The organism is Nocardioides jejuensis (assembly GCF_004337475.1).
Classification (GTDB): Bacteria; Actinomycetota; Actinomycetes; order Propionibacteriales; family Nocardioidaceae; genus Nocardioides; species Nocardioides jejuensis.
The window spans coordinates 47,425-73,032 of sequence record NZ_SJZJ01000004.1 but is presented as its reverse complement, the minus strand read 5'-3'; the positions used below and the strand labels follow the sequence as shown (position 1 = coordinate 73,032).

Sequence of the window (25,608 nt, the reverse complement as noted above, 5' to 3'; positions counted from 1 at the left end):
GATGGACCGAGGGAGGCGGTACGCCGACCGGTCAGGCCGGCGTACCACCGTCACGCTCAGACTTCTTCGACGCTCGGGTTCTCGCGGCGGGACAGGTCGATGCCCAGCTCCTCCGCGGCCCGGAACACGTCCTCGTCCGCGTCGCGCAGCTCGATCATGGAGCCGTCCTGCGAGAGGACCTCCACGTTGAGGCAGAGCGACTGCATCTCCTTGACGAGAACCTTGAACGACTCCGGGATACCCGAGTCGGGGATGTTCTCGCCCTTCACGATCGCCTCGTAGACCTTCACGCGGCCCGGGACGTCATCGGACTTGATGGTGAGGAGCTCCTGGAGGGCGTAGGCGGCGCCGTACGCCTCCATCGCCCAGACCTCCATCTCACCGAAGCGCTGGCCACCGAACTGGGCCTTACCGCCGAGCGGCTGCTGGGTGATCATCGAGTACGGACCCGTGCTGCGGGCGTGGATCTTGTCGTCCACGAGGTGGTGCAGCTTGAGGATGTACTTGTAACCGACCGAGACCGGCTCCGGGAACGGCTCGCCGGAGCGACCGTCGAACAGCCGGGCCTTGCCGGTGCCGTCGATCAGGCGAACGCCGTCACGGGTCGGGGTGGTCTGGCCGAGCAGGCCGATGATCTCGTCCTCGCGCGCACCGTCGAAGACCGGCGTGGCGACCTTCGTGCCCGGGGCAGCCTCGTCGGCACCGATCTCGATGAGCCGCTTGGCCCACTCCTCGTCCCGCAGGTCGGCGTCGATGTGCCAACCCTGCTTGCCGAGCCAACCGAGGTGGAGCTCGAGGATCTGGCCGATGTTCATACGACGCGGAACACCGAGCGGGTTGAGGATCACGTCGACCGGGGTGCCGTCCTCCATGAACGGCATGTCCTCGACCGGCAGGATCTTCGCGATGACGCCCTTGTTGCCGTGACGGCCGGCGAGCTTGTCACCCACGGAGATCTTGCGCTTCTGGGCCACGTAGACACGGACCAGCTGGTTGACGCCCGGCGGCAGCTCGTCGCCGTCCTCACGGTCGAAGACGCGAACGCCGATGACCGTGCCGGACTCACCGTGCGGAACCTTCATCGAGGTGTCGCGGACCTCGCGCGCCTTCTCACCGAAGATCGCGCGGAGCAGGCGCTCCTCCGGGGTCAGCTCGGTCTCGCCCTTGGGCGTGACCTTGCCGACGAGGATGTCACCGGTGGTGACCTCGGCGCCGATGCGGATGATGCCGCGCTCGTCGAGGTCGGCCAGACCCTCCTCGGAGACGTTCGGGATGTCCCGCGTGATCTCCTCGGGGCCGAGCTTGGTGTCACGGGCGTCGACCTCGTGCTCCTCGATGTGGATCGAGGTGAGGACGTCCTCCTGGACGAGGCGCTGCGACAGGATGATCGCGTCCTCGTAGTTGTGACCCTGCCACGTCATGAAGGCGACGAGGAGGTTGGAGCCCAGCGCCATCTCGGCGTTGTCGGTGCAGGGACCGTCGGCGATCGGCGAACCGACCTCGAGGCGGTCACCCTCGCTCACCAGCGGGCGCTGGTTGATGCAGGTGCCCTGGTTGGAGCGCTTGAACTTCGCCATGCGGTACGACGAGTACGTGCCGTCGTCGTTCATGACCTCGACGAGGTCGGCAGAGACGTCCTTGACGACACCGGCCTTGGAAGCGACAACAACGTCACCGGCGTCGACGGCGGCACGGAACTCCATGCCGGTGCCGACGATCGGGCTGTCGCTCTTGATGAGCGGGACGGCCTGACGCTGCATGTTGGCGCCCATGAGGGCACGGTTGGCGTCGTCGTGCTCGAGGAACGGGATCAGCGCGGTCGCGACCGACACCATCTGGCGCGGCGAGACGTCCATGTAGTCGACGTCCTCAGGCAGGATCTCGGCGACCTCACCCTGACGCAGACGGACGAGCACGCGCTCCTCGGCGAAGGCACCGTTGGCGTCGAGCACGGCGTTGGCCTGCGCGATGACGTAACGGTCCTCGTCGTCAGCCGTGAGGTAGTCGATCTGGTCCGTGACGACACCGTTGACGACGCGACGGTACGGCGTCTCGACGAAGCCGAACGGGTTGATCCGACCGAACGACGCGAGCGAGCCGATCAGACCGATGTTCGGGCCTTCCGGCGTCTCGATCGGGCACATGCGGCCGTAGTGCGACGGGTGGACGTCGCGGACCTCCATGCCGGCGCGGTCACGGGAGAGACCACCCGGGCCGAGCGCGGAGAGACGACGCTTGTGCGTCAGGCCCGCGATCGGGTTGGTCTGGTCCATGAACTGCGAGAGCTGCGAGGTGCCGAAGAACTCCTTCAGCGCCGCAACGACCGGGCGGATGTTGATCAGGGACTGCGGCGTGATCGCCTCGACGTCCTGCGTCGTCATCCGCTCACGGACCACGCGCTCCATGCGGGCAAGACCCGTGCGGAGCTGGTTCTGGATGAGCTCGCCGACCGTGCGCATGCGACGGTTGCCGAAGTGGTCGATGTCGTCAGCCGCGACCGGGGTCGGGACGGCGTCCGCAGCGTCGCTCGTGCTCGGGAGCTCGGTCTCGCCGGCGTGCAGCGCCACGACGTAACGGATGGTCGCCACGATGTCGTCGATGGTCAGCGTCTGCTGGTCGAACGCCTCGTGCGCGCCGAGCTTCTTGTTGATCTTGTAGCGACCGACCTTGGCCAGGTCGTAGCGCTTGCTGTTGAAGTAGTAGTTGTTCAGCAGCGTCTGCGCAGCCTCACGCGTCGGCGGCTCGCCGGGACGCAGCTTGCGGTAGATGTCGAGGAGCGCGTCGTCCTCGCCCTGGGTGTTGTCCTTCTCCAGGGTGAGCATCATCGACTCGTACTGGCCGAACTCTTCACGGATCTGCTCGTTGGTCCAGCCGAGGGCCTTGAGCAGCACGGTGACGTTCTGCTTGCGCTTGCGGTCGAGGCGAACGCCGACCATGTCGCGCTTGTCGATCTCGAACTCGAGCCAGGCGCCACGCGACGGGATGACCTTGGCCGTGTAGATGTCCTTGTCGGACGTCTTGTCGGCGGTGCGCTCGAAGTAGACACCCGGCGAGCGGACGAGCTGCGAGACGACGACACGCTCGGTGCCGTTGATGACGAAGGTGCCCTTGTCGGTCATGAGCGGGAACTCGCCCATGAAGACGGTCTGGCCCTTGATCTCACCGGTCTCGTTGTTGGTGAACTCAGCCGAGACGTAGAGCGGCGCGGAGTAGGTGAAGTCCTTCTCCTTGCACTCCTCCACGGTGTACTTGGGGTCGTAGAAGACCGGGTTCTCGAACGAGAGCGACATCGTCTCGGAGAAGTCCTCGATCGGGGAGATCTCCTCGAAGATCTCGGTCAGACCCGACTTCGTGGAGACGTCCTCGCCAGCGTCGAGACGACGCTGCACGACGGCCTGCCACTTCTCGTTGCCCACCAGCCAGTCGAAACTGTCAGTCTGGAGGGCGAGGAGCTGCGGGACCTCGAGAGGTTCGGTGATCTTCGCGAAGGAGATGCGACGGGGGTTACCAGCGGAGCTGCGCGCGGCCAAGAGGTGTCCTTCTGAGGGAACGCGTGATTTGGCGGCGTCAACCGACCACAAACCAGCCACCGTGCAGGCCGGATGCATATGAGGGCAGACGCAAAGAAGCAGCCTACCTCACGCGCGCACGCGTCTCAAACCCTCAACCGAAGGAAATCGGGAAGGTACGACGATGATGAACGCCGGACGGGCCGGGGTCAAGCAGCGGGCGTTGCCTTGAGCGAGTCGACCAGCCAGTGACCGTCGCTCGCCTTCATCGTGAAGGTGACGAAGTCCTTGTACACAACGGGATCCGCCTGCCCCTTCTTCGTCGTCGGGCGGTTCACGAAGAGAAGGACATCGACCGTCTTGGCGGTGCTGTCGGCCACGGCCGAGCCGACGACCTGGACGGCCACCACCGACTGGGTGGCGGGGGCGTTCTGCTCGATCAACGCGAAGAGGCTCTCGAACTTCTTCGCGAAGTCCGGCGTCATCTGCGCCGTGGCCGCCTTCTCGTCCTGGGCCATGTGCCGGTAGTCGTACGACAGCACCGGCACGGCTGCCTTCTCCGCGGCCGTGACCGCGTCGCCGAGGCGCTGCTCGGAGGCCGGCACGCCGCGGTCTGGCAGTGCCCGGCCGATCGGGCCCGCCGCGAAGATCGCGGCCAGCACCGCTGCCACGAGGAGGACGCCGACGACGGCGAGCAGACCAGTGGGCACCTCGCGGGCAGCAGCAGGCGCCTTGGCAACCGCCTCCGGGGCGGAGACCGGCGCGGACGTCGGCGGCGCCGGCTTCGTCTCGGCCACAGGGGCAGCACCCGCGTCGGCATCGGTCGCCGCTGAGGCAGCAGCGACCTCCGCGTCGTACTTCTCCCGGCGGGCCGGATCCAGCAGGACGGCCCCGGCCTGGTTGAAGACGTTCAGCTTGGGATCCGTGGGATCCAGGTCCGCGACGGATCGCTTCCACGCGGCACGGATCTCGTCGACGGACGCGTGCGCATCGACGCCGAGCACGGCGTACAGGTCGATGGTGCTCACTGGCCCTCCCCCGTGACCGTGGTGAAGTCGTCGACGAGCCAGTGCCCCTCGACCTTCACGAGCGTGATCGAGGCACGCTTGAGCACGGGCGCCCCCGGGGTCGTCTTCGGATAGCTCGCCGTGCGCTCCCACGCAGCGAGGACCGTCGCCCGGTCGCCGTCGATGGACACGACACCCGAGGCGTCGAGCCGCGAGGCCACTTCGATGCGGGTCTGGGCGACCGCCTTCTCGGCGAGCTCGACCTCCTGGTCGAACGCGGTGCGGAACTTCGTGGTGAGGATCGCGCTGATCCGCTTGCGGTAGTCCGGCATCGCACCCTTGGCGTCCAGGTCCGACGCGCCGTAGGTGTCGATCTCCTTGGCGAACTCGTCGGCGACCGCGAGGACGGCAGCGCGCTCGGTGGCGGAGCCGTGGCCGCCACCCGCCGCCTGCTCGGTGTCACGCGCGTTGAGTGACCGGACCACCAGCACGGCGAGCGCCGCTGCAAGGGCGAGGCAGAGGGCGACGAAGAGGATCCGTCGTCCCGGGCGCGCGGCAGCGCCGTGCTCGAGCGTCATCTGGTCACTTCCTGTGCAGCGGGGGCGTCACTGGCCGAGCGGCTGGAGGTAGAGCCACTTCCACGACTCATCGCCCAGGCCGGACGGTGCCGGGACGAACGTCGCCTCGGCCGGCGCCTCGTCGGTCCACGTGACCTTACCCGTGGACATGTCATAGGTCGCGACGACCGGCGAGCTGTCGGTCGCCGGTGCAACACGATCGCGGGGAGCATGCTGCGCGCCGCGCGGATCGGACTTCGACGCCGGCTCGGAGCAGTGAGCGCCCATGACCATCGGCCGGTTGCTGCCGTCCAGTGCGCCACGGCGGTCGGTGCTCTCGTAGCCCTGGTGGCAGACGGGGGGCTTCTGGGTGAAGACCAGACCGAAGTGGGCTGCGTAGCCACCAGCGCCGGGATCCTTGGCGATGACCGTGAAGCCACCCTCGATCACGTGCGGGTAGGCCACGAGGATCGTGCGGAGACCGCGCAGGTGCGCGGTCACGACCTCGCCGGTGGTGACCAGGTTGTTGATCAGCTCCGAGAGGTCCACGCCGTACTTGTGCAGGAACTCCTTGAGCGTCTGCGCCGTGACGATGCCGCGGTCGATCAGCGTGCGGATGTCCTTGTCGCTGCCGCGCACGGTCGTCGAGAAGAGCGAGAGGTCCTGCGCGAAGCCCTTGATGGCGTCAGCCGACGCGAGCTGACCGTCGAGGACCGTGCGCCCGTCACGGATCAGGGCCGTCGTCACGTCGAAGTTGTCGGTCGCCGTCTTCAGGAAGCGGTCCGAGGTGTCGATCAGCTGACCGAGGTCGCTGCCGGTGTCCTTGAACGCCAGGCCGAGCTCGCCGACCGTCGTCTTCAGCGCGTCCTGGTCGACCCCACCGACGGTCCGGGACACGTCGGCCAGCAGCGTGGCTGTGGCGATCGGCGTACGGGTGTCGGCCTCGGCGACCTGGCTGCCCTCGTGGAGGTAGGGGCGGCCATCGGCGCGGGGCTGCAGGTCGACGTACTGCTCGCCGAGTGCCGAGCGGTTGGCGACGACGGCGAGCGTGTCGGACGGGATCTGGTCGTGGCCGTGGTCGATCGCCATGACGACGTCGACGCCCTCGCGGGTCGCGACGAGCTTCTTCACCTGACCGACCTGGACGCCGCGGTAGGCGACCTCGGCGCCGGCGTAGATGCCGCCGGAGTCGGCGAAATGGCCGGTCACGTCGTAGGAGCTGTCGTAGAAGAACCGGTCGAGACGGGCGTACTTCGCCCCGACGAACGTGCAGCCGAGCAGCGTGATGAACGCGAAGATCAGCAGCTGGATCTTGGTGCGGCGGGTGATCATCGGGCCACCCCCGGGACGAGCAGTCGCACGAGGTCAGGGTCGTACTGCTTCATCAGCTCCCCGTACGTCGTCCGGTCCGTGCCGGGCGAGCCCGGTGCGGCGCGCTTCAGCAGGCCACCGAGCGCGTTCTGGAGGTTCTGGAGCGGCGTGCCGCCCGTGGTGCCGCCCCCCGTCCCGCCCGAGGTGGTGCCACACAGCAGCGGCAGCGGGGCCGACTTGCACAGGCTCGTCTTCAGAGCACCCGACAGGAGGTTGCAGTTGGCGAGCGACGGGTTCGCGTAGCACTTCTCGATCGTGTCGAGCGCACCCTGGCAGAGCTTCGACAGGTCGATCAGACCGCCGGCCTTGTTGGCGTCCGGCAGCTTGATGCACTGCTCGCCGGGCGTCAGCGGACCGTTGGTCAGCACGCCCGGTCCGACGTCGAGCCGGACCGAGAGGTCCACGAAGTCACCCATCTGCAGGTCGCGCGCGGCCTGCGGGTCACGCGACACCAGCGAGTCGGTGAAGGGGTAGGTGAAGAGGAGCTGGAGGCTGTTGGGCAGCGAGTCGCCGGCATCGGCGAGCTTGCGGAGGACCGGCTCGAGGTCGTGGAACGAGCCGAGCGTGGCCTCCTTGGACGCCTTGATCACGCGTACGCCGACGTCGCTGAGGTTGGCGAGTGCCTTCAGCATCTTGACCAGGTCGTCACGCTGACGGTTCAGCGAGTCGAGGGCGCCCGGCAGCTGCTCGAGCGCGGCGTCGATGGCCGGGAGCTGCTTCTGGACACTGACCGCGAGCCGGTTGACCGACTCGATCGCGTGGACGATGTCGCCCTTGTGCTGGTTGAGCCGGCCGACGAGCGCGGAGAGCTGGTCGAGCACGGAGCGCGCCGAGCCTTCGTGGCCCTCAAGCGCGAGGCTGAGCTCGTGCGAGATCGTCTTGAGCTGCGCGACGCCGCCGCCGTTGAGGATCAGGCTGAGCGCCGAGAGCACCTCCTCGACCTCGGGGTTGCGACCCGTGCGGGAGAGCGGGATCTCGGCACCGGTGGCCAGGCGCTGGCTGCTGGCGCCGGTGGTCGGCGGCGCGAGCGACACGAACTTCTCACCCAGGAGGCTGGTCTGCCGGATCGACGCAGTGGCGTTGGCCGGCAGGTCGACGTCCTTGTTGACCTCGAGCGTGACCACGGCGTGCGTGCCCACCAGGTCGACCTTGGTGACCTTGCCGACGCTGACGTCGGCGACCTTGACCGTCGACTCCGGGACGAGGTCGAGGACATCGTCGAAGTCGACCTTCAGGGTCATCGGGTGGTCGCCCGTGTCGGCGCCACCGGGGAGCGGAAGGCTGTAGATGTCGAAGCGGCAGCTCGTCAGGGCGAGCAGGCTCGCGACGAGCAGCACCACGAGGCGCAGGAGGCGGGGCATCGTCATCGGGCCACCTCCACGAGACCACCGAGCGTCGGGTCGTAGGGCTGGGGCGTCGGGAGACCCTGGAGCGCGCCGGCCCGCCCGAGCCCGCCCAGACCCGGCAGGTGGAGACCACCGCCCTTGAGCAGGTTGCAGACAGTCTTGCTGTTGGTCAGGGCGCAGAGCACTGCGTTGGGGTTGGCCGTGAGCTGGTTGAGCACCTCGCCGAGGTTCGTGCGGGTGTCGAGCGTGCCGGCCTGCGGGTTGTAGGCGTGCCCGAGGTTGACCAGCGCGACCGGGGCGTTGGTCAGCGTCTCGTCGAGCGCAGCACGCTGGCGCACGAGGACCTTGGCGACCTTGTTGAGACCCGTGATGTTGCGGCCGAGGGCTGCCTGGTTGTCCTTGACGAACGTCGACACCTGGCCCATCGCGACCGCCAGGTTGTGCAGCGAGGCAGCAAGATCGGTTCGCTCACCGGCCAGCATCGCCGAGACGTCGGACAGCGACTGGTTGAACTTGCGCACCGTGCCGTCGTTCTTGGCCAGCGTGTTGACGAAGGCCTCGAGCTTCGTTGCCGCGCCGAAGAGCTCCTCGCGGTTGTCGTCGAGGGTGCCGGTCAGCTTCGACAGGTCGTGGATCGTCTGGTTGAACTTCTCGCCCTGGCCGCTGAAGTTCTTCGCCGTCTGGACCAGGAGGTCACTCAGCGCGCCGTCCTTGTTGGCACCGTCCGGGCCGAGCGCCGTCACCAGGTTGTCCAGGCTCTGATAGATCTGGTCGAGGTCGAGCGGGATCGAGGTGCGCGACTCGTCGAGCACCGCGTGGTCCTTGAGCGTCGGCCCGCCGTCGTACGCCGGGGTCAGCTGGACGAAGCGGTCGCCCACGACCGACGGCGCGATGATCACGGCCTTGGCGTCGGCGGGCACCTTCACGTCAGCCGGGTAGGACATCGTCACGACCACATCGGTGCCCGAGGGCTCGACCTTGTCGACCGTGCCGACGCCGACACCGAGGACGCGGACGTCGCTGCCCTCGTAGACCGAGATCGTGCGCGGGAAGTGCGCGACCAGCGTCTTGCGGTCGGAGCCGGAGAACATCACGAGCGCGGTGGCCAGCACCAGCAGGGCGATCACGCCGGGGATCAGGAACTTCTTCATCGGCCCTCCCCCGGAGCGACGCGCGGGAGCTGCGGACCCGGCGGCAGGTTCTGGACGTAGTTGTCGAACCACGGACCGTTGCCGAGCGTGTTGGCGAAGACCCGGTAGAACGGCGCCATCAGGCGCAGCGACAGGTCGAGGTTCTTCTGGTTCTTGTTGAGGACGTTGAGCACGTGCTCGGTGTGCGTCAGCGCGGGCGCGAGATCGGCGCGGCTCTGCTTGACGAGGGCGGTGAGCTCCTTGCCGAGCGACGCGGTCGAGACGAGCAGGTTGTGGACCGCCTCACGGCGCGCGACGACGGCGCGGAACAGGACGTCGGCGTCCTTCATCAGCCCGATGATGTCCTGGTCGCGGTCGTCGAGGACGCCCGACACCTTCTTCAGGTTCTGCAGCAGCGTGTTGAGCTGGTCGTCGCGCTTGGCCACGTTGCGCGACAGAGCCGAGACGCCGCTCAGCGCCTTCTGGAACTCCTCGGGCGTGTTGCGCGTGAGGTCGGCGATGGTGCGCAGCGACTTCGCGAGCTGGTCCGTGTCGATCTTGTCGCTGGTGTTGGCCAGGCCCTCGAACGCGTCCACCACGTCGTACGGCGAAGAGGTGCGGTCGACCGGGATCGTCGCGCCTTCCTTCATCTGGCCGGAGCCGGCGGGCAGGAGCGCCAGGTACATCTGACCGAGGATCGTCTTGACCTTGATCGCGGCCGCTGTGTCGGGTCCGAAGTCGGCACCCGAGGAGATCTTGAACGAGACCTTGACCTTGTTGCCGTCGAGTTCGACGGCGCCGACCTTGCCGACGCGCACGCCGGCGATGCGGACCTCGTCGTCCGGCTTCAGGCCGCCCGCCTCGGAGAAGTTGGCGTAGTAGGTGTCGCCGCCGCCGATCACCGGCAGGTCGTCGGCGCGGAACGCCGCGACCATCGCCGCCGCGATGACGGCGAGGCTGACGGCACCGATGGTGACGGGATTGCGCTCACGGAACGGGATCATCAGAGGTCACACCTCTTCGCAGCCGTGTTGTAGTCGATCGGCAGCGCCTTGCCGCCCGGCAGGCTCACGCGGGCGTGGAACTCGCACAGGTAGAAGTTGAAGAACGAGCCGTAGGTCGCCGTGCGTCCGATCTTGGTCAGCTTGATCGGCAGGACCTGGAGGACGCGGTCGAGCTCGCCCTTGTTGTTGTCGAGGTTCGTGCTCAGGCGACGCAGCTGCTTGAGGTCAGCGACGAGGTCGGGCCGGAGGCCCTGGACGAGGGACGCGGTCTGCACCGACAGCTCCGAGATCTGGTTGAGCGGACCGAGGATCGCGTCACGGTCCTTGTTGAGACCGCCAACGAGCGTGCGGAAGCTCTTGAGCAGGCTGCTCAGCTGCTCGTCGCGGTCGCCGACGTGGACGAGCACCGTGTTGAGGTTGTCGACCAGCTGGCCGATGATCTCGTCGCGGTCGGCGAGCGTGGAGGTGAGCGAGGCGGTGTCGCCCAGCAGCCCCTCGAGGGTGCCGCCCTCGCCCTGGAAGACCTGCACGATCTCGTAGGACAGCTTGTTGATGTCACGCGGCGAGAGCGCGGCGAACAGGGGCTTGAAGCCGTTGAAGAGGACGGTCAGGTCGAGCGCCGGTGTCGTGCGGTCCATCGGGACCGTCGAGCCGGCCTTCAGCGCGGCCGCATCGCCGGACTCCTGCGTCATCGAGAGGTAGCGCTGGCCGACGAGGTTGCGGAACTTCACCGTCAGGTGCGTCCCGTCGGTCACGTGAACGTCGTTGCTGACGCTGAAGGCGATCTCGGCGTGCGTGCGGTCGACGATCGTGACGTCCTTGACGCTGCCGATCTTCACGCCGGCCATCCGGACGTCGTCGCCCTTGTTGACGCCGGTCGCGTCGGAGAAGACCGCCTTGTAGTCCTCGGTCGGCTGGAACGACAGGTTGCCGATGGTGACGGCGAGCAGACCGGTGGCCAGCGCCGTGATCACCATGAAGATGCTCAGGCGGATCAGGTCCTGGCTGGTCCGCTTGTCGAGGCCCTTGCGGCTCACTGGACACTCACCTCTGATCCACGGGCCATCGGCGCGAGCAGGAAGACCGCCGCGTCGGGTACGTCGGCGGCGTCGGTGCCCACGACGGAGCTGAGCAGCGAACGCAGCAGGGCAGACTCGGCCGAGGTGCCACTGTACGCAGCGAGGTCGGTGCCGGGTGCGACGCGCATCGTGCCCTTGCCCGTCGGGGTGTCGACGCCGTCGTTGAAGTTCGGCGGAGCGGGCATCGTGTGCGCCTGGTTGGTCGTGTCCCGCGGCAGCGGACCGCAGTAGGGCTTGCCGGTGAGCCCGTTGACCGGCGCGTCGGCGGGCGTCCAGCCGCGCGGCTGGTGCGGAATCAGCTCGGCGTTGATGTGGAGCATGTGGCCCCGGAACATGTCCTGGACCTGGCTGTTCTGCAGCTCCATGCCCTGGAGGAAGCAGGGGTACTGCGGTGCGTACTCCGCGAGCAGGTGGAGCTGCACCTGGCTGAGCTGGCCCAGCCGGATGATGTTCTTCTCGTTGGCCGCGAGGAAGCTGCGCGCCGTGTCGGAGAACGCCGAGACCTCGCCGAAGAGCTGCTGCAGTTTCGCCTCACGCGTCTTGAGCGTGTTGCCGGTGTAGACGGTGTTGCGAAGGATGGTCGCGATCTGCGGCATCACGCTCGCGTAGAGGTCCGAGACCTCCGCGGTCTTGCGGATGTCGGTGATGAAGTCGTCGACCTCCGGGTTGAACCGCTTGAGGTAGTTGTCGAGGTTGGTCAGGCCCTGGCCGAGCTTCGGGCCACGCCCCTCAAGCGCGGTGGCCAGCGCGTTGAGCGTGTAGTTGAGCTGCTCGGGCTGGACCGCGCGCAGCAGCGGCATCAGGTCGGAGAGGACCGCCTCGACCTCGGTCGCGACCTTGGTGCGGGCGATGACGTCGTGGGGCTGCAGGGCGCTCGAGGTGTCCCCGGCGGCCGCCTCCAGCGACACGTACTTCTCGCCGAAGAGCGTCTTCGGGAGGATGGAGCCGGTGACGTCGGACGGGATCGTCTTCATCTCGTCCGGGCGGATTCCGAGCGTGATCTCCGCTCCCCCGTCGGCCGGCTTGAAGTCCAGGACCTGACCCACGATCACGCCGCGGTACTTCACGTCCGCGCGCTCGGGCATCTGCAGGCCGATGGCCGACGACTTGAGGGTGACCTCGTCGAACGAGGTGAACTTCTGGCTGAAGATCGCGTAGGTGAACCACAGCGATGCGGCCATCAATGCGAGGAAGAGGAGACCGATGAGTCGGTGACTGCGCAGGATCGACATGTCTCAGCCCGCCAACCTGACCGTGGTCGACGTGCCCCAGATCGCCATGGACAGCAGCAGGTCGATGACGTTGATGGCCACGATGGAGGTCCGGACGGCCTTGCCAACCGCGACGCCGACGCCGGCCGGACCGCCCGATGCGGTGTAGCCGTGGTAGCAGTGGATCAGGATGACGACCACGGCGAAGACGAGCACCTTGCCGAAGGACCACAGCACGTCACCGGGTGGCAGGAACGCGTGGAAGTAGTGGTCGTAGACACCGCTGCTCTGTCCGTACGCCTTGGTCACGACCAGGCGCGTCGCGAAGTACGACGACAGCAGGCCGACGACGTACAGCGGGACGATGGCGGCAAGACCCGCGAGGATGCGCGTCGTCACGAGGAACGGCAGCGACGGGATCGCCATCACCTCGAGGGCGTCGACCTCCTCGGAGATCCGCATGGCGCCGAGCTGCGCGGTGAAACCGCAACCGACCGTGGCGGCCAGCGCGATGCCGGCGACCAGCGGCGCGATCTCACGGGTGTTGAAGTACGCCGACACGAAGCCGGTCAGCGCACCCGTGCCGAGCTGGTTGAGGGCGGCGTATCCCTGGAGGCCGACCTCCGTGCCGGTGAAGAAGCACATCGAGACGATGACGCCGACCGTGCCGCCGATGACAGCGAGCGCGCCCGTGCCGAGGGTGACCTCGGCCAGGAGGCGCATGATCTCGCGCGACCATCGCTTGATCGCGACCGGCGCCCAGGCGAGGGCACGCAGGTAGAAGGCCAGCTCGCCACCGAGGTGGTCGAGGAAGCTGAGGAAGCGCTGCGGAAGCGCGAGCAGGGCACCCATCGCGTCAGCCTGTCTTCGGTGGGACGAGCTGGATGTACAGCGCGCTGAGCACGAAGTTCACCAGGAAGAGCAGCATGAAGGTGATGACGACCGACATGTTGACCGCGTCGCCGACGCCCTTCGGGCCGCCGCCGGCGTTCATGCCCATGTAGGACGCGACGATGGCCGCGATCAGGCCGAACACGAGCGCCTTGACCATACCTTGATAGAGGTCGGGCAGCTGGGCGAGCGCGGTGAAGCTCGACAGGTAGGCGCCGGGGGTGCCGTGCTGGAGGATCACGTTGAAGACGTAGCCGCCCATGACGCCGACGACGCTGACCAGGCCGTTGAGGAAGACCGCCACCAGCATGCAGGCGAGCACGCGCGGGACGACGAGCCGCTGGATCGGGTCAATGCCCAGCACCATCATCGCGTCGAGCTCCTCGCGGATCTTGCGCGCGCCGAGGTCGGCAGCGATCGCCGAACCGCCGGCCCCCGCGATGAGCAGCGAGGTCGCGATCGGGCCGGCCTCACGGACGACCGCGAGGACCGACGCCGATCCCGTGAACGACTGGGCGCCGAACTGCGCGATGAGGCCACCGACCTGCAGCGCGATGACCGCGCCGAAGGGGATGGCGACAAGTGCAGTCGGGACGATGGTCACCGAAGCGATGAACCACGCCTGCTGAAAGAACTCCCGTGTCTGGAACGGTCGACGGAACAGCCCCCTGGCAACATCCAGCGCGAACGCGAAGAGCTTGCCTGCCGTGCCGATAGGCGCGAGAGCCCTGGAAGCAGTGAGCGCTGCCATGGGCCCGCCTCTCAGAGCTTCGCTGCGTCCGGCTCACCCTTAGCGGCAGCCGTGGCCGACAGGATCGAGTCCGCGCGGAACGAACCCGGAGGCGGCGTCACGCCGTTGATGCGGCACCACTCGCCCGGCGGACGCTGGGTGCGGCGCGGAATGCCGTTGGACGGCTCGAGCTGGAGCGGGATCGGCGGCAGCGGCGGGAGGTCCATGTCCTTCTCCGCGGCCAGCTGGTCGGCGTCCTTCTCCTCGGACATGCCGATCGGGCCGACGGTCTGGGCGTTGAGGAACTGGCGCACGACCGGCTCGTCCGAGGACAGCAGCATCTCGCGCGGGCCGAACATGGCCAGGTGCTTGTGGTAGAGCAGGCCGATCGAGTCCGGGACGACACGGACCGAGTGGATGTCGTGCGTGACGATCATGAACGTCGCTTCAATCTGCGCGTTCAGGTCGACGAAGAGCTGGTTGATGAACGACGTACGCACCGGGTCGAGACCCGAGTCGGGCTCGTCGATGAGGAGGATCTCGGGGTCGAGCACGAGGGCACGGGCGAGGCCGGCACGCTTGCGCATACCACCGGAGATCTCGCCGGGGAGCTTGTACTCCGCGCCGATCAGACCGACGAGGTCCATCTTCTCGAGAACGATCTTCTTGATCTCGGACTCGGACTTGCGGGTGTGCTCGCGCAGCGGGAAGGCGACGTTGTCGAAGAGGTTCATCGAGCCGAACATCGCGCCGTCCTGGAAGAGGACACCGAAGAGCTTGCGGACCTCGTAGAGGTCCTTCTCCGAACAGTTGGCGATGTCGGTGCCCTCGATGATGACCGAGCCGTGATCGGGCTTGAGCAGGCCGATGAGGGTCTTGAGCATGACCGACTTACCGGTGCCGGACGGGCCGAGCATCACGCAGATCTCGCCGGCGGGCATCGTCAGCGTGACGTCGTTCCAGATCAGCTGCTTGCCGAACGACTTCGTCAGATGCTCGATCTTGATCTCAACACCCATGAGGGTTCCCTCTTCCTTACGTGCGTATCGCGGCTGCACCGACCGGGGTCGACTGCCTCACGGTGCACTCAACGTGACCGACACCGCAAAGTTACGGCCTTTCGTGGCCCACGTCACCCAATGCCCAGTATTTGTACTGACGGGTAAACCACGTGCCGGGAGCCCGCCGGAAACGCCCCTCCGGAAATGGCAGACCGGGCGGCCACCCCGCAGGGTGACCGCCCGGTCCGGAAGACTCAGAGAGTCAGAGTCACTTGAGGGTGACGGTGGCGCCGGCGCCCTCGAGGGCCTCCTTGGCCTTCTCGGCAGCGTCCTTGGCGACGCCCTCGAGGATCACCTTGGGGGCGGCCTCGACCAGGTCCTTGGCCTCCTTGAGACCGAGGTTGGTGAGCGCGCGCACCTCCTTGATGACGTTGATCTTCTTGTCGCCGGCGGCGGTGAGCTCGACGTCGAACTCGTCCTTCTCAGCGGCAGCCTCGGCGGCCGGGGCAGCGCCACCAGCAGCGGCAACGGCAACCGGAGCAGCGGCGGTGACGCCGAAGGTCTCCTCGAACTCCTTCACGAACTCGGAGAGCTCGATGAGGGTGAGCTCCTTGAACGCGTCGAGCAGCTCGGCGGTGGTGAGCTTCGCCATGATGGCGGTCCTTTCGCAGTGGCCCGCTCCGGTTGTCGGAGAAGGCCGGGGTTTCAGGTGGTGTGGTGCGTCAGCCTGGAATCAGGCGTCGGCGGACTCGGCCTCGGTCGCCTCGGCGGGGGCAGCCTCGTCGGCAGCCTCCTCCGGAGCGGCCTCGACGGCCGGGGTCTCCTCGGCGGCAGCCGGGGCACCGGCACCACCTGCGAGGATCGAGGGGTCGTTCGCGGCCTTGGCCTCGAGAGCGGCAGCAAGCTGCGCGGTCTTCGACGGCAGGGCGTTGAACGCGTAGAGCGCCTGGGCCATGGTGGCGGTGAGAGCACCGGCAACCTTGGCGAGCAGCACCTCACGCGACTCGAGGTCGGCCAGCTTGGCGACATCGGCAGCGTCGAGGAGGTTGCCGTCCAGGAAACCACCCTTGATGACAAGGGCGGGGTTCGCCTTGGCAAAGTCACGCAGACCCTTGGCCGTCTCGACGACGTCGCCCTTGATGAAGGCGATGGCGGTCGGACCGGTGAGCAGGTCGTCCAGACCCTCGATGCCCGCCTCCTTGGCGGCAATGAGGGCCAGCGTGTTCTTGACCACGGCGTAGTCAGCGTTCTCGCCGAGGGAGCGTCGCAGCTGCTTCAGCTCCGCAACGGTGAGACCGCGGTACTCGGTCAGGACGGCGCCGTTCGAGGCGTTGAACGTGTCAACGACCTCGGCAACAGCGGCTGCCTTGTCTGCCCGTGCCATGGGTCTCCTTCCGATTGGTGAGGCCACCGCGGAGGATCATGCAAAAAACGCCCCGGCGCAGGCGCTCAGGGCGTTGATGGACTCGGAAGTCCGGCTCTGACACCTGCGCAGGTCGTCCGCTTCGCGGATCCTTCGGTCACCCTGCTGGGCAGGGAGACGACCGGCGGTCTCGGGTTTCAGGTGGAGACATTACGCGCCGCTCCCCCGCGCCACCAAATCGGCAGGCGCGGGGGTACGACGGCGTACGTCAGTGGTTGGTGCCGGGGGTGGCGGTCTTGGTCGGCTCGGGCTGCGCCACGAGCGCCGCGGAGCGGACCTGGTCGGCCGGCGGGACCTCGATGTCGACCTTGTCGCCGTAGCCCGTGAAGGTGATGATCTCCTCCGAGGTGACCGCGCCGATGTCGGTCGGGATCGTCATCTTGACGACCTGGTCCTTGTCGTTGACCCAGACGTCCCAGACCTGGACGTCACCGGGGTTGCCGACGACCGGGTTGCTGGTGACTTCCTTGACCTTCTCGACCGACACGGTCACGCGGTAGTGCACGGCCTGGGCGATGCCGATGTTCTCCACACCGACGACCTGGAAGCCGGCCGGGTCCTCGAAGATCGCCAGCTGACGGCGCGGGTCCGCCTCGTTGCTCATGGCCTGGACCACGACCTTCGACTTGGCACTGTCGAGCTTGAGCCAGGGCTTCTTCGCGTCGTCCTTGGGGCTGTAGTAGTACCAATCGCCGTCGACCGAGCGGAACTCACCCTCACCGTCAGTCGAGCCGGCGGGAGCGAAGGCGAGCTTGACCTTCTTGCCGTCCCAGGCGACCTTGCCGTTGAGGACGCCGTTGGGCTTGCCATTGAGCGTCTGCGCCTCGAGGTAGCTCCAGGAGCCGGCCTTCTCGCGCGCGTTGATCAGCGCGGCGGCGAAGTCGTCGCGCCGCAGCTCCTGGAGGTCGCCGACGGCAGCGTCATCCTTGTCCGAGCCCCGGTTGAGGAGCAGCAGTCCTCCCACGAGGAGGGCGAGCACCGCGACGGCACTGAGGACGATCACGACATTGCGGCGGGTACGGCTGGCGGTGCTCACGGCGTTGGACATGGGCGGTAGTCAAACATGACGAAGGCCCCACCCGCGGTGCGGGTGGGGCCTTCGCGGCTAATTCTCAGAAAGCGCTGAAAATCAGGACTCGTCCTCGACCGCGACGTTCTTGGTGCGGTTCGGGTCGACCTGGACGCCGGGGCCCATCGTCGTGGAGACGGTGACCTTCTTGATGTAGCGACCCTTGGAGGAGGCCGGCTTCAGACGCAGGATCTCCTCGAGGGCAGCCGCGTAGTTCTCGGCGAGCTGCTGCTCGGAGAACGACGCCTTGCCGATGATGAAGTGGAGGTTCGCGTGACGGTCCACGCGGAACTCGATCTTGCCGCCCTTGATGTCGGCAACAGCCTTCGCGACATCGGGGGTGACGGTGCCCGTCTTCGGGTTCGGCATGAGGCCACGGGGACCGAGGACACGGGCGACACGGCCGACCTTGCCCATGAGGTCCGGCGTCGCGACAGCGGCGTCGAAGTCGGTCCAGCCGCCGGCCACCTTCTCGATGAGCTCGTCGCCACCGACGAAGTCAGCGCCGGCCTCGCGGGCGGCGTCAGCCTTCTCGGCGTTCGCGAACACGAGGACGCGGACGGTCTTGCCCGTGCCGTGCGGCAGGGAGACGGTGCCACGGACCATCTGGTCCGCCTTGCGCGGGTCCACGCCGAGCGACATCGACACGTCGACGGTCTCGTCGAACTTCTTCTTGGAGGCACCCTTGGCGATCTTGATCGCGGCGAGCGGGGCGAAGATCTCGTTCTTGTCGAACGACTCGGCCGCCGCGCGGTAGGTCTTGCTGCGCTGCATGATATTTCCTTCGGTTCTTAAGAGGAGGTGTGGTCAGCGGGCCAGCGCGGCCCTCCCACGGGGATTCAGTCGGTCGTGACGCCCATCGAGCGCGCAGTGCCCTCGACGATCTTCATGGCGGCCTCAATGTCGTTGGCGTTGAGGTCAGGAAGCTTGGTCTGGGCGATCTCGCGCACCTGGTCCTTGGTCAGCTTGGCGACCTTGTCCTTGTGCGGGACCGACGAGCCCTTGGCGATGCCGGCGGCCTTCTTGATGAGCTCCGCGGCCGGCGGGGTCTTCGTGATGAAGGTGAAGGTGCGGTCTTCGTAGATGGTGATCTCGACGGGGATCACGTTGCCGCGCATGGCCTCGGTCTGGGCGTTGTACGCCTTGCAGAAGTCCATGATGTTGACGCCGTGCGGACCGAGGGCCGTACCGACCGGCGGAGCCGGGGTAGCAGCGCCAGCCTGGAGCTGGACCTTGACCAGCGCGGCGATCTTCTTCTTGGGAGGCATTTCAGTTCTCTTTCTGTCTCGTGGTCATGACGAGGCGCCTCACGCCTCTGCCACCTGCGTTGCGCCTGCCCCGTCGTACGACGGAGCGGGCAATCAACCGTGTCCGGAAGGTCAGACCTTCTGGATCTGGTTGAAGCTGAGCTCGACCGGGGTCTCCCGGCCGAAGATCTCGACGAGCGCCTTGACGCGCTGCGACTCCGCGTTGATCTCGGTGATCGTGGCGTGCAGCGTGGCGAAGGGGCCGTCGACGACCATGACCGAGTCGGCCACGTCGAAGTCGGCGACCTCGACCGGCTTGCGCGCGGCCGGGGTGGAGCCCGCGGGAGCCGGCGCGCCGGACGCGGCGGCCTCGGCCTCGGCGGCGGCCACGACGGCCGGGGCCAGCATGTCCTCGACCTCGGACATCGAGAGCGGGACCGGCTGGTGCGAGTGGCCGACGAAGCCGGTCACGGACGGCGTGTGGCGGACCGCGGCCCACGACTCGTCGGTGAGGTCCATGCGGACCAGGACGTAACCCGGGAGGACGGTGCGCTTGACGAGCTTGCGCTGACCGTTCTTGATCTCCGCGACCTCCTCGATGGGGACCACGATCTCGTGGATGTAGTCCTCCATGTTGAGGGAGATGATGCGGTTCTCGAGGTTCGCCTTCACCCTGTTCTCCATGCCGGAGTAGGTGTGGATGACGTACCAGTCACCGGGCTTGGCCCACAGGTCGCGACGGAACTGCTCGAGCGGGTCCGACTCCTCGGCAGCAGCCTCGTCCTCATCGGCGGCGTCGGCCTCGGGGGCGTCGCCCTCGGCGCCGAGGTCACCCTCGACGTCGACCTGCTCGGCCTGCTCGCCGTCGACAGACTCCGGCGCCTCGACGATCTCGTCGCCAACTGCCTCGTCGTACTGGTCCGACACGTGCTGCTCCGTCATCTTTCGTGTTCCTGGATCCGGGGCGGGAGGACCCGCACCGGGTGGTGCTGGTGTTGCTTACTGGGTGGACGGCCCGTTGAAGATCGAGAAGACCAACTTGCCGAACGCGAGGTCCAGAACCGACACCAGCGCGCACATCACGACGACGAACACCAGGACCACGAAGAAGTACGTGACCAGCTGCTCGCGCGTCGGCCAGACGACCTTGCGCAGCTCAGCCAGGACCTGTCGGTAGAAGGTGACCGGGCCCGTACGGACCCGGCCCTGGGCCTGGTCCTGCACGGCGTCGTTGTCCGACACGTCGTTCACCTTCCGCTGAGTGCGATTGCGCCTTTGCAGGGCACGAGGGACTCGAACCCCCAACCCCCGGTTTTGGAGACCGGTGCTCTGCCAATTGAGCTAGTGCCCTCCGATGCTGCCCCACTCCTCCAAACCCCCGAAGGGCATGGCGAAGTTTTGGTGGGAAACACCAAACCGGAACCTTACGGGGTCGGCCGATCCGATGTCGAACCGGGACCACCCGCACACGCCTCACGGACTCACTACCGGTGGGTACGCGGACAGGGGGTCGAGGTGTCACCCCGCGCGTGGAAACATGTGCTTCGTGACCGACCTGACCGAGGGGAAGACCCCCCTTGCTGACCGCTCCCCCGACGAGCTCGCTGCGTTCCTCGCCGCGCAGAAGACGGCGTACGACGCGCTGCAGGCCCGCGGCCTGAAGCTGGACCTCACGCGCGGCAAGCCGGCGCCGGAGCAGCTGGACCTCTCCAACGCGCTGCTGACGCTGCCGACGTCGTACAAGGACGCGGACGGCGTCGACGTCCGCAACTACGGCGGCCTCGAGGGCATCCGCGAGATCCGCGAGATGTTCGCCGAGCTGCTCTGGGTCGAGCCGTCGCAGATCGTGGCAGGCGGCAACGCCTCGCTGGTGATGATGCGCGAGGTGCTGACCGACCTCTGGCTGCACGGGGCCGTCGACGGCGAGCGCCCGTGGGGCCAGGAGGAGAAGGTCACCTTCATCTGCCCGGTGCCCGGCTACGACCGTCACTTCACCCTGCTCGACTGGTTCGGCATCGACACCGTGACCGTTCCGATGAACGCCGACGGCCCGGACATGGACGAGGTCGAGCGCCTCGCGGCGTCCGACCCGAGCATCAAGGGCATCTGGATCGTCCCGACGTACGCCAACCCGACGGGCTCGGTCGTCACGCAGGAGGTCGCCGCGCGCCTCGCGTCGATGCCGACCGCCGCGCCGGACTTCAAGATCCTCTGGGACAACGCCTACGCGCTGCACCACCTGACCCAGGACGAGGCCAAGACCGCCGACATCCTCGGCCTCTGCTCGGCCGCCGGCCACCCGCACCGCCCGATCCAGTTCGCCTCGACCTCGAAGATCACCTTCGCGGGCGCTGGCGTCGCGTTCCTCGCCGCCTCGGTCGAGAACGTCGGCTGGTACACGAAGCACCTCGGTGCCGGCGCGATCGGCCCGGACAAGGTCAACCAGCTGCGTCACGTCGAGTTCTTCGGCTCGGCTGACGGGGTGCGCCAGCACATGGCCAAGCACCGCGACATCCTCGCGCCGAAGTTCGCCGCGGTCCTCTCGGTTCTCGAGGAGAAGCTCGGCGGCCTCGGCGTCGCCACCTGGACCGATCCGACGGGCGGCTACTTCGTCTCGCTCGACGTCGTCGACGGCACCGCGGCCCGCGTGGTCCAGCTCGCGAAGGACGCCGGCATCGCGCTCACGCCCGCTGGTGCGTCGTTCCCCGGCGGCAACGACCCGCGCGACCGCAACATCCGCCTGGCTCCGTCGTTCCCGTCGCTGGAGGCCGTCCGCGACACGATGGAGGCCGTCGCGACCTGCGTCCTGCTCGCGGCAGCGGAGCACCTCAGCGCCTGACCGCGCCGAGACGGGCCTCGTGCCGCGGTTTTCCACAGGAATGCCGGCACAAGCCCCGTCTCGGTTCGGTATCAGTCCCGTCTCGCTGCGGCACGAGGCCCGTTTCAGCGCGGCACAAGGCCCGTCTCGGGCGTAGGTTCTCGTCATGGCACGGCCGATCGACGTACTCCCGAAGGCGCACCTCCACCTGCACTTCTCCGGGTCGATGCGGCACACGACGCTCCTCGAGCTCGCGGAGCGCGACGGCATCCAGCTGCCCGAGGCCCTCGTCGAGGAGTGGCCGCCTCAGCTGTCCGCGGCGGACGAGAAGGGCTGGTTCCGCTTCCAGCGCCTGTACGACGTCGCGCGCTCGGTCCTGCGTACCGAGGCCGACGTACGCCGGCTCGTGCGCGAGGCCGCGGAGGACGACGTCCGCGAAGGCGGACGCTGGCTGGAGATCCAGGTCGACCCGTCGGGCTATGCGGCGCGCTTCGGCGGGATCACGGCGTTCACCGATCTCGTGCTCGACGCCGTCGCCTCGGCGTCCCGCGAGACGGGGCTCGGCATGGCCGTGGTCATCGCGGCCAACCGCACGCGCCACCCGATGGATGCGCGCACGCTGGCGCGGCTCGCTGCCCAGTACGCCGGGCGCGGGGTCGTCGGCTTCGGCCTCTCCAACGACGAACGCCGCGGGGTCACGTCGGACTTCGCGCACGCCTTTGCGATCGCCGACCGGGCCGGGCTCCTGCTCGCACCGCACGGCGGCGAGCTGCGGGGAGCTGACAACATCCGGGCCTGCCTCGACGACCTCGGAGCGCACCGCCTCGGGCACGGCGTACGCAGCGTGGAGGACCCGGCGCTGCTCGAGCGCATCGCTGCCTCGGGCGTGACGCTCGAGGTCTGCCCGGTCTCCAACGTGGCGTTGGGCGTCTACTCCGACCTCACCTCGGTGCCGCTCCCCCAGCTGCTCGCGGGCGGGGCACAGGTCGCGCTGGGAGCCGACGACCCGCTTCTCTTCGGCTCCCGCCTGGAAGGTCAGTACGCCACGATGCGTGCGGCGCACGACCTCCCCGACGAGACGCTGGCGGAGCTGGCGCGGATGTCCTTCCGCGGCTCGAGCGCCCCGTCAGACGTCGTCGACCTCGCGATGAAGGACATCGACGCCTGGCTGGCGTGACCAGAACCCGGGTCTCAACCCGTCAAAACCCGGGTATCGACGCGCGAAAACCCGGGTCTCGGCGTCAGAGCTCGAGCTCGTCGGCGAGCGCGCGGAGCGCCTTCGCGACGGGGCGCGCGGCCTTGGGGTCGGGACGCCGACCGTGGCGGTAGCCCTCGCCGATGCCATCCAGCAGGACGATCAGGTTCTCGATGATGGTGGCCATCTCGTCGGGCTTCTTGCGCTGCGCGTCGCGCTGGTTGCGCGAGACCGAGGACGGTGCGTCGAGGATCTTGACCTGCAGCGCCTGGTCGCCACGACGGCCCTGGGCGATGCCGAACTCGACGCGGGTGCCGTTCTTCAGCGAGGTGACGCCCTCGGGCAGCGCCTCGGCGTGGACGTAGACGTCCGGCCCTCCGTCGTACGACAGGAAGCCGAAGCCCTTCTCGGTGTCGTACCACTTCACCTTGCCAACGGGCACTGCTCTGACCTCTTCCGTGTGCTGCTGCGCGACCTGACGCCGAACGCGACGCCCACAGGGTAGTGGGCAGCGCTCAGGCGAGCGAGCCGGTTTGCCCGTCCAGATGGCCGTCCAGCCAGGCGGGGAACGCCGTCAGGTCCTCCAGTACGACGTGGGTGCCCGCTGCCTCGAGCTCCTCACGCGTGCATCCGCCGGTGAGTACGGAGACGCTGGTGATGCCCGCGGCGAGCGCGCCCTCGACGTCGTGGATGTGGTCGCCGACGTAGATCGTGGCGCCCTCGCGGCGCAGCGCGTCGGCCTTCCCGACGCCCCAGACCGCTCCCTCGAGGTGGTCGATGTCGAAGCCGACGTGGTCGACGTGCAGCTGCGCGTTGGGTGTGAACTTGCCGGTCACGACGATCACGCGCCCGCCATGGCGGCGTACGGCCTCGATCGCGTCGTGCGCACCGCCCAGCGCGGGCACCGGCGCGACCGCGTGCTCCGGGTAGAGGGCGCGGAACCGGTCCACCGCGGGCTGGATCGCTTCCTCCGCAAGGTGCGGCCGCAGGGTGTGGTCGAGCGGCGGGCCGAGCTTCGAGGTCAGGTCCTCGATCGGCAGCTCGATGCCGAGCTCGTCGCCCAGCGCCTCGAGGGTGCGCGCGAAGCCAGGGACGGTGTCGATCAGCGTCATGTCGAGGTCGAAGCCGACCACGAGCTGCCGCCGCGCGGCTGGGTCAGGCATCGCGTGTGGAGAACGCCGCGCACGCTGCAGCGATCAGGCAGGCCACCAGGCCACCGAAGACGATGAAGCCGCCGAGCGCGCTGAGCGGATCACCGAACGTCGTCAGGTCGTGATACGGCCCGAAGGTGTCGTTCTGCGCGCCGAAGGTCTGCATGATCCGGCCGCCGGCGTTGAACGGGAGGAAGCGCATCGCGTTGGCGTAGACGTCGTTGTGGCTGAAGCCGCTGATCATGATCGCGAAGGTGCGGACCAGCAGCTCGATGCCCATCGGCCACAGGAAAAGCATCACGAGGGCGAACGTCTGGTGGCGCACCAGCACGGTCAGCGACATCGCCAGCCAGGTCACCAGGACGCTGTAGAGGACGTGGCGCAGGATCGTGCCGAGGATGTCGCCGGCGTCGTAGGTGACGTCGATGCCGATGAAGAAGACGCCCGCGACCAGCAGGGAGAGCAGGCAGCTGGTGACGACCAGCGCCGTCACCCAGAGGCCGACGATGAGGTACTTCGCACTGAAGACGGCCCAGCGCTGAGGGACCGCGGTGAGCGTCGCGCGGATCATGCCGTGGCGGTACTCGTGGCCCCAGCCGAGGATGCCGACGATCGCGGCGACGAACGCCACCAGGTAGAACATCGGGTCGACGATCGAGAACTGCGTCATCGCCGCCTCGACGTAGAAGCGCGCCATGTCACCGTCGAGCCGGCCGCCACTGAGCTCGTCGGCGTGCACGTTGACGCGGACGATCAGTGCCGCGATGGCGGTGAACCCGACGCCGACGGCCAGCACGCCGAAGGTCAGCCACCAGGTCGAGCGGAGGGTGCGGAGACGGGTCCACTCGTAGCGGATCGCGGCGGTCATCGGGCGCCCTCCTGCGGCGTCGTCGGAGCAGCGGCCGGTGCGTGTGCGGTGTACTCCGCGGCGTTGCCGGTGATCTCAAGGAAGGCCTCCTCGAGCGTGGCGTTGTGGGTGGAGAGCTCGTGCACCCGGATCCGGTTGTCGAAGGCGAGATCGCCGACGGCGTTCGCCTCGAGGCCGGTGACGGTCAGCTCCGAGTCGCCGGTGCGCTGGACGGAGCCGACGCCGGCCAGCTTCGCGCCGATCAGGGAGGCGAGCTCGCCCGCCTGCGGCGTACGCACCAGGACGTGGTTGCGCACGCTCAGCTTGGTGAAGTCCTCGACCGGCCCGTTGGCGATCATCCGGCCCTTGCCGATGACCACGAGCTCGTCGGCCATCAGCGCCATCTCGGAGAGCAGGTGGCTGGAGACGAAGACCGAGCGGCCCTCGTTGGCGAGTGCCTTGAGCAGCTCGCGCAGCCAGTGGATGCCCTGCGGGTCGAGGCCGTTGGCCGGCTCGTCGAGGATCAGGGTGTGCGGGTTGCCGAGCAGCGCAGCCGCGAGGCCGAGGCGCTGGCCCATGCCGAGGGAGAACGTGCTCGGCTTCTTGCCCGCCACGTCGGCCAGCCCGACGAGACCCAGGACCTCGTCGACGCGCTGCGCCGGGATCCGGTTGCTCGTCGCGAGCATGAGCAGGTGGTTGCGCGCCGTGCGCGTCGGGTGGAAGGGCTTCGCCTCGAGCAGCGCACCGACCTCCCGCATCGGCTCGGCGTACGCCGTGAACGGCTTGCCGTCGAAGGTGCACGTGCCCGCGCCGGTGTCGAGGCCGAGCATCAGGCGCATGGTGGTGGACTTGCCGGCACCGTTGGGGCCGAGGAAGCCGGTGACGGTGCCCGGCCGGACGTCGAAGGAGAGTCCGGAGACGGCTGCCTTCCCGGCGTACGACTTGGCCAGGTCCCTGGCCTCGATCATGGCCACCAGCGGGCCCCCTTTCGACAGCTGTTCCGGCCGCACTGGCGACCGGCG

25 protein-coding genes and 1 tRNA gene are annotated in these 25,608 nt (G+C 67.9%); 2 read left to right on the top strand and 24 right to left on the bottom strand.

What is annotated here, in order from left to right; translation table 11 throughout:
- Positions 1-56 precede the first annotated feature (56 nt).
- The 20 genes from rpoB to EPD65_RS03775 form a co-directional block, all read right to left on the bottom strand.
- Positions 57-3,530, bottom strand: a complete 3,474-nt coding sequence (gene rpoB / locus EPD65_RS03870; RefSeq protein ID WP_131581850.1) for a DNA-directed RNA polymerase subunit beta — start codon at positions 3,528-3,530, stop codon at positions 57-59.
- 188 nt (positions 3,531-3,718) lie between these two features.
- Positions 3,719-4,537, bottom strand: coding sequence for a J domain-containing protein (locus EPD65_RS03865; protein WP_131581849.1), 819 nt, complete (start codon positions 4,535-4,537; stop codon positions 3,719-3,721).
- Complete coding sequence (locus tag EPD65_RS03860; RefSeq protein ID WP_131581848.1) at positions 4,534-5,094, bottom strand: hypothetical protein; 561 nt, start codon at positions 5,092-5,094, stop codon at positions 4,534-4,536. Before EPD65_RS03860 ends, EPD65_RS03865 begins: the two co-directional genes overlap by 4 nt.
- A 27-nt stretch (positions 5,095-5,121) precedes the next feature.
- Entirely contained in the window at positions 5,122-6,405 is a 1,284-nt protein-coding gene (locus EPD65_RS03855; RefSeq protein WP_131581847.1) for an MlaD family protein, read from the bottom strand.
- Positions 6,402-7,811 carry an MCE family protein gene (locus tag EPD65_RS03850; protein WP_131581846.1) on the bottom strand — a complete coding sequence of 470 codons (1,410 nt, stop codon included), beginning with the start codon at positions 7,809-7,811 and terminating at the stop codon, positions 6,402-6,404. The genes EPD65_RS03855 and EPD65_RS03850 overlap by 4 nt, the downstream gene beginning before the upstream one ends.
- Positions 7,808-8,941 (bottom strand): MCE family protein, encoded by a 1,134-nt coding sequence (locus EPD65_RS03845; RefSeq protein WP_131581845.1) that lies wholly within the window; start codon positions 8,939-8,941, stop codon positions 7,808-7,810. The genes EPD65_RS03850 and EPD65_RS03845 overlap by 4 nt, the downstream gene beginning before the upstream one ends.
- On the bottom strand, positions 8,938-9,924 hold the full coding sequence (locus tag EPD65_RS03840) for an MCE family protein (RefSeq protein WP_131581844.1): 987 nt from the start codon (positions 9,922-9,924) through the stop codon (positions 8,938-8,940). The genes EPD65_RS03845 and EPD65_RS03840 overlap by 4 nt, the downstream gene beginning before the upstream one ends.
- The gene (locus EPD65_RS03835) at positions 9,924-10,961 is read right to left on the bottom strand and encodes an MCE family protein (protein WP_243640437.1); all 1,038 of its coding nucleotides are present in this window, start codon (positions 10,959-10,961) and stop codon (positions 9,924-9,926) included. Before EPD65_RS03835 ends, EPD65_RS03840 begins: the two co-directional genes overlap by 1 nt.
- Positions 10,958-12,235 carry an MCE family protein gene (locus EPD65_RS03830; protein WP_131581843.1) on the bottom strand — a complete coding sequence of 426 codons (1,278 nt, stop codon included), beginning with the start codon at positions 12,233-12,235 and terminating at the stop codon, positions 10,958-10,960. The genes EPD65_RS03835 and EPD65_RS03830 overlap by 4 nt, the downstream gene beginning before the upstream one ends.
- Before the next feature lie 3 nt (positions 12,236-12,238).
- Complete coding sequence (locus EPD65_RS03825; RefSeq protein WP_131581842.1) at positions 12,239-13,066, bottom strand: MlaE family ABC transporter permease; 828 nt, start codon at positions 13,064-13,066, stop codon at positions 12,239-12,241.
- 4 nt (positions 13,067-13,070) lie between these two features.
- On the bottom strand, positions 13,071-13,856 hold the full coding sequence (locus EPD65_RS03820; RefSeq protein WP_131581841.1) for an MlaE family ABC transporter permease: 786 nt from the start codon (positions 13,854-13,856) through the stop codon (positions 13,071-13,073).
- Positions 13,857-13,867: 11 nt separating this feature from the next.
- Complete coding sequence (locus EPD65_RS03815; RefSeq protein ID WP_131581840.1) at positions 13,868-14,854, bottom strand: ABC transporter ATP-binding protein; 987 nt, start codon at positions 14,852-14,854, stop codon at positions 13,868-13,870.
- 250 nt (positions 14,855-15,104) lie between these two features.
- Positions 15,105-15,488: a 50S ribosomal protein L7/L12 gene (gene rplL, locus EPD65_RS03810; protein WP_131581839.1), complete on the bottom strand. Its 384-nt coding sequence runs from the start codon at positions 15,486-15,488 to the stop codon at positions 15,105-15,107.
- Positions 15,489-15,569: 81 nt separating this feature from the next.
- Positions 15,570-16,220 (bottom strand): 50S ribosomal protein L10, encoded by a 651-nt coding sequence (rplJ, locus tag EPD65_RS03805; protein WP_131581838.1) that lies wholly within the window; start codon positions 16,218-16,220, stop codon positions 15,570-15,572.
- Positions 16,221-16,467: 247 nt separating this feature from the next.
- The gene (locus tag EPD65_RS03800; protein ID WP_131581837.1) at positions 16,468-17,307 is read right to left on the bottom strand and encodes an SCO4651 family lipoprotein; all 840 of its coding nucleotides are present in this window, start codon (positions 17,305-17,307) and stop codon (positions 16,468-16,470) included.
- 81 nt (positions 17,308-17,388) lie between these two features.
- Positions 17,389-18,102 carry a 50S ribosomal protein L1 gene (gene rplA, locus EPD65_RS03795; RefSeq protein WP_131581836.1) on the bottom strand — a complete coding sequence of 238 codons (714 nt, stop codon included), beginning with the start codon at positions 18,100-18,102 and terminating at the stop codon, positions 17,389-17,391.
- Positions 18,103-18,167: 65 nt separating this feature from the next.
- Entirely contained in the window at positions 18,168-18,596 is a 429-nt protein-coding gene (gene rplK, locus EPD65_RS03790; RefSeq protein WP_131581835.1) for a 50S ribosomal protein L11, read from the bottom strand.
- A 111-nt stretch (positions 18,597-18,707) separates the two neighbouring features.
- On the bottom strand, positions 18,708-19,517 hold the full coding sequence (gene nusG / locus EPD65_RS03785; protein WP_131581834.1) for a transcription termination/antitermination protein NusG: 810 nt from the start codon (positions 19,515-19,517) through the stop codon (positions 18,708-18,710).
- 57 nt (positions 19,518-19,574) lie between these two features.
- Entirely contained in the window at positions 19,575-19,817 is a 243-nt protein-coding gene (gene secE, locus EPD65_RS03780) for a preprotein translocase subunit SecE (protein WP_243640436.1), read from the bottom strand.
- Between the two features lie 36 nt (positions 19,818-19,853).
- Positions 19,854-19,926 (bottom strand) — tRNA-Trp (locus EPD65_RS03775).
- A 204-nt stretch (positions 19,927-20,130) separates the two neighbouring features.
- On the opposite strand from EPD65_RS03775, the gene EPD65_RS03770 reads away from it, so the two are divergent.
- Together EPD65_RS03770 and EPD65_RS03765 are read left to right on the top strand one after the other, a co-directional pair.
- A complete protein-coding gene (locus tag EPD65_RS03770; RefSeq protein WP_243640443.1) occupies positions 20,131-21,414 on the top strand; it encodes an aspartate aminotransferase type Ic in 1,284 nt (427 codons plus the stop codon).
- A 145-nt stretch (positions 21,415-21,559) separates the two neighbouring features.
- Entirely contained in the window at positions 21,560-22,570 is a 1,011-nt protein-coding gene (locus tag EPD65_RS03765; RefSeq protein WP_131581831.1) for an adenosine deaminase, read from the top strand.
- 64 nt (positions 22,571-22,634) lie between these two features.
- On the opposite strand, the gene EPD65_RS03760 is transcribed toward EPD65_RS03765, so the two are convergent.
- From EPD65_RS03760 to EPD65_RS03745, 4 genes are all read right to left on the bottom strand, one after another.
- On the bottom strand, positions 22,635-23,030 hold the full coding sequence (locus EPD65_RS03760) for a cold-shock protein (protein ID WP_131581830.1): 396 nt from the start codon (positions 23,028-23,030) through the stop codon (positions 22,635-22,637).
- 73 nt (positions 23,031-23,103) lie between these two features.
- A complete protein-coding gene (locus EPD65_RS03755; RefSeq protein ID WP_131581829.1) occupies positions 23,104-23,751 on the bottom strand; it encodes an HAD family hydrolase in 648 nt (215 codons plus the stop codon).
- Positions 23,744-24,607, bottom strand: a complete 864-nt coding sequence (locus tag EPD65_RS03750; RefSeq protein ID WP_131581828.1) for an ABC transporter permease subunit — start codon at positions 24,605-24,607, stop codon at positions 23,744-23,746. The genes EPD65_RS03755 and EPD65_RS03750 overlap by 8 nt, the downstream gene beginning before the upstream one ends.
- Positions 24,604-25,554 (bottom strand): ATP-binding cassette domain-containing protein, encoded by a 951-nt coding sequence (locus EPD65_RS03745; RefSeq protein WP_131581954.1) that lies wholly within the window; start codon positions 25,552-25,554, stop codon positions 24,604-24,606. Before EPD65_RS03745 ends, EPD65_RS03750 begins: the two co-directional genes overlap by 4 nt.
- Between the last annotated feature and the right edge of the window lie 54 nt (positions 25,555-25,608).

Bases quoted from the DNA above. Each gene is read 5' to 3' on its own strand.
- nusG (WP_131581834.1), bottom strand. From the start codon at position 19,517: ATGACGGAGCAGCACGTGTCGGACCAGTACGACGAGGCAGTTGGCGAC.
- EPD65_RS03840 (WP_131581844.1), bottom strand. From the start codon at position 9,924: ATGATCCCGTTCCGTGAGCGCAATCCCGTCACCATCGGTGCCGTCAGC.
- rplL (WP_131581839.1), bottom strand. From the start codon at position 15,488: ATGGCGAAGCTCACCACCGCCGAGCTGCTCGACGCGTTCAAGGAGCTC.
- EPD65_RS03800 (WP_131581837.1), bottom strand. From the start codon at position 17,307: ATGTCCAACGCCGTGAGCACCGCCAGCCGTACCCGCCGCAATGTCGTG.
- rplJ (WP_131581838.1), bottom strand. From the start codon at position 16,220: ATGGCACGGGCAGACAAGGCAGCCGCTGTTGCCGAGGTCGTTGACACG.
- EPD65_RS03860 (WP_131581848.1), bottom strand. From the start codon at position 5,094: ATGACGCTCGAGCACGGCGCTGCCGCGCGCCCGGGACGACGGATCCTC.
- EPD65_RS03855 (WP_131581847.1), bottom strand. From the start codon at position 6,405: ATGATCACCCGCCGCACCAAGATCCAGCTGCTGATCTTCGCGTTCATC.
- EPD65_RS03845 (WP_131581845.1), bottom strand. From the start codon at position 8,941: ATGAAGAAGTTCCTGATCCCCGGCGTGATCGCCCTGCTGGTGCTGGCC.
- rplK (WP_131581835.1), bottom strand. From the start codon at position 18,596: ATGCCTCCCAAGAAGAAGATCGCCGCGCTGGTCAAGGTCCAGCTCCAG.
- EPD65_RS03850 (WP_131581846.1), bottom strand. From the start codon at position 7,811: ATGACGATGCCCCGCCTCCTGCGCCTCGTGGTGCTGCTCGTCGCGAGC.
- EPD65_RS03815 (WP_131581840.1), bottom strand. From the start codon at position 14,854: ATGGGTGTTGAGATCAAGATCGAGCATCTGACGAAGTCGTTCGGCAAG.
- rplA (WP_131581836.1), bottom strand. From the start codon at position 18,102: ATGCAGCGCAGCAAGACCTACCGCGCGGCGGCCGAGTCGTTCGACAAG.
- EPD65_RS03825 (WP_131581842.1), bottom strand. From the start codon at position 13,066: ATGGGTGCCCTGCTCGCGCTTCCGCAGCGCTTCCTCAGCTTCCTCGAC.
- EPD65_RS03755 (WP_131581829.1), bottom strand. From the start codon at position 23,751: ATGCCTGACCCAGCCGCGCGGCGGCAGCTCGTGGTCGGCTTCGACCTC.
- EPD65_RS03765 (WP_131581831.1), top strand. From the start codon at position 21,560: ATGGCACGGCCGATCGACGTACTCCCGAAGGCGCACCTCCACCTGCAC.
- EPD65_RS03820 (WP_131581841.1), bottom strand. From the start codon at position 13,856: ATGGCAGCGCTCACTGCTTCCAGGGCTCTCGCGCCTATCGGCACGGCA.
- EPD65_RS03750 (WP_131581828.1), bottom strand. From the start codon at position 24,607: ATGACCGCCGCGATCCGCTACGAGTGGACCCGTCTCCGCACCCTCCGC.
- EPD65_RS03745 (WP_131581954.1), bottom strand. From the start codon at position 25,554: ATGATCGAGGCCAGGGACCTGGCCAAGTCGTACGCCGGGAAGGCAGCC.
- EPD65_RS03830 (WP_131581843.1), bottom strand. From the start codon at position 12,235: ATGTCGATCCTGCGCAGTCACCGACTCATCGGTCTCCTCTTCCTCGCA.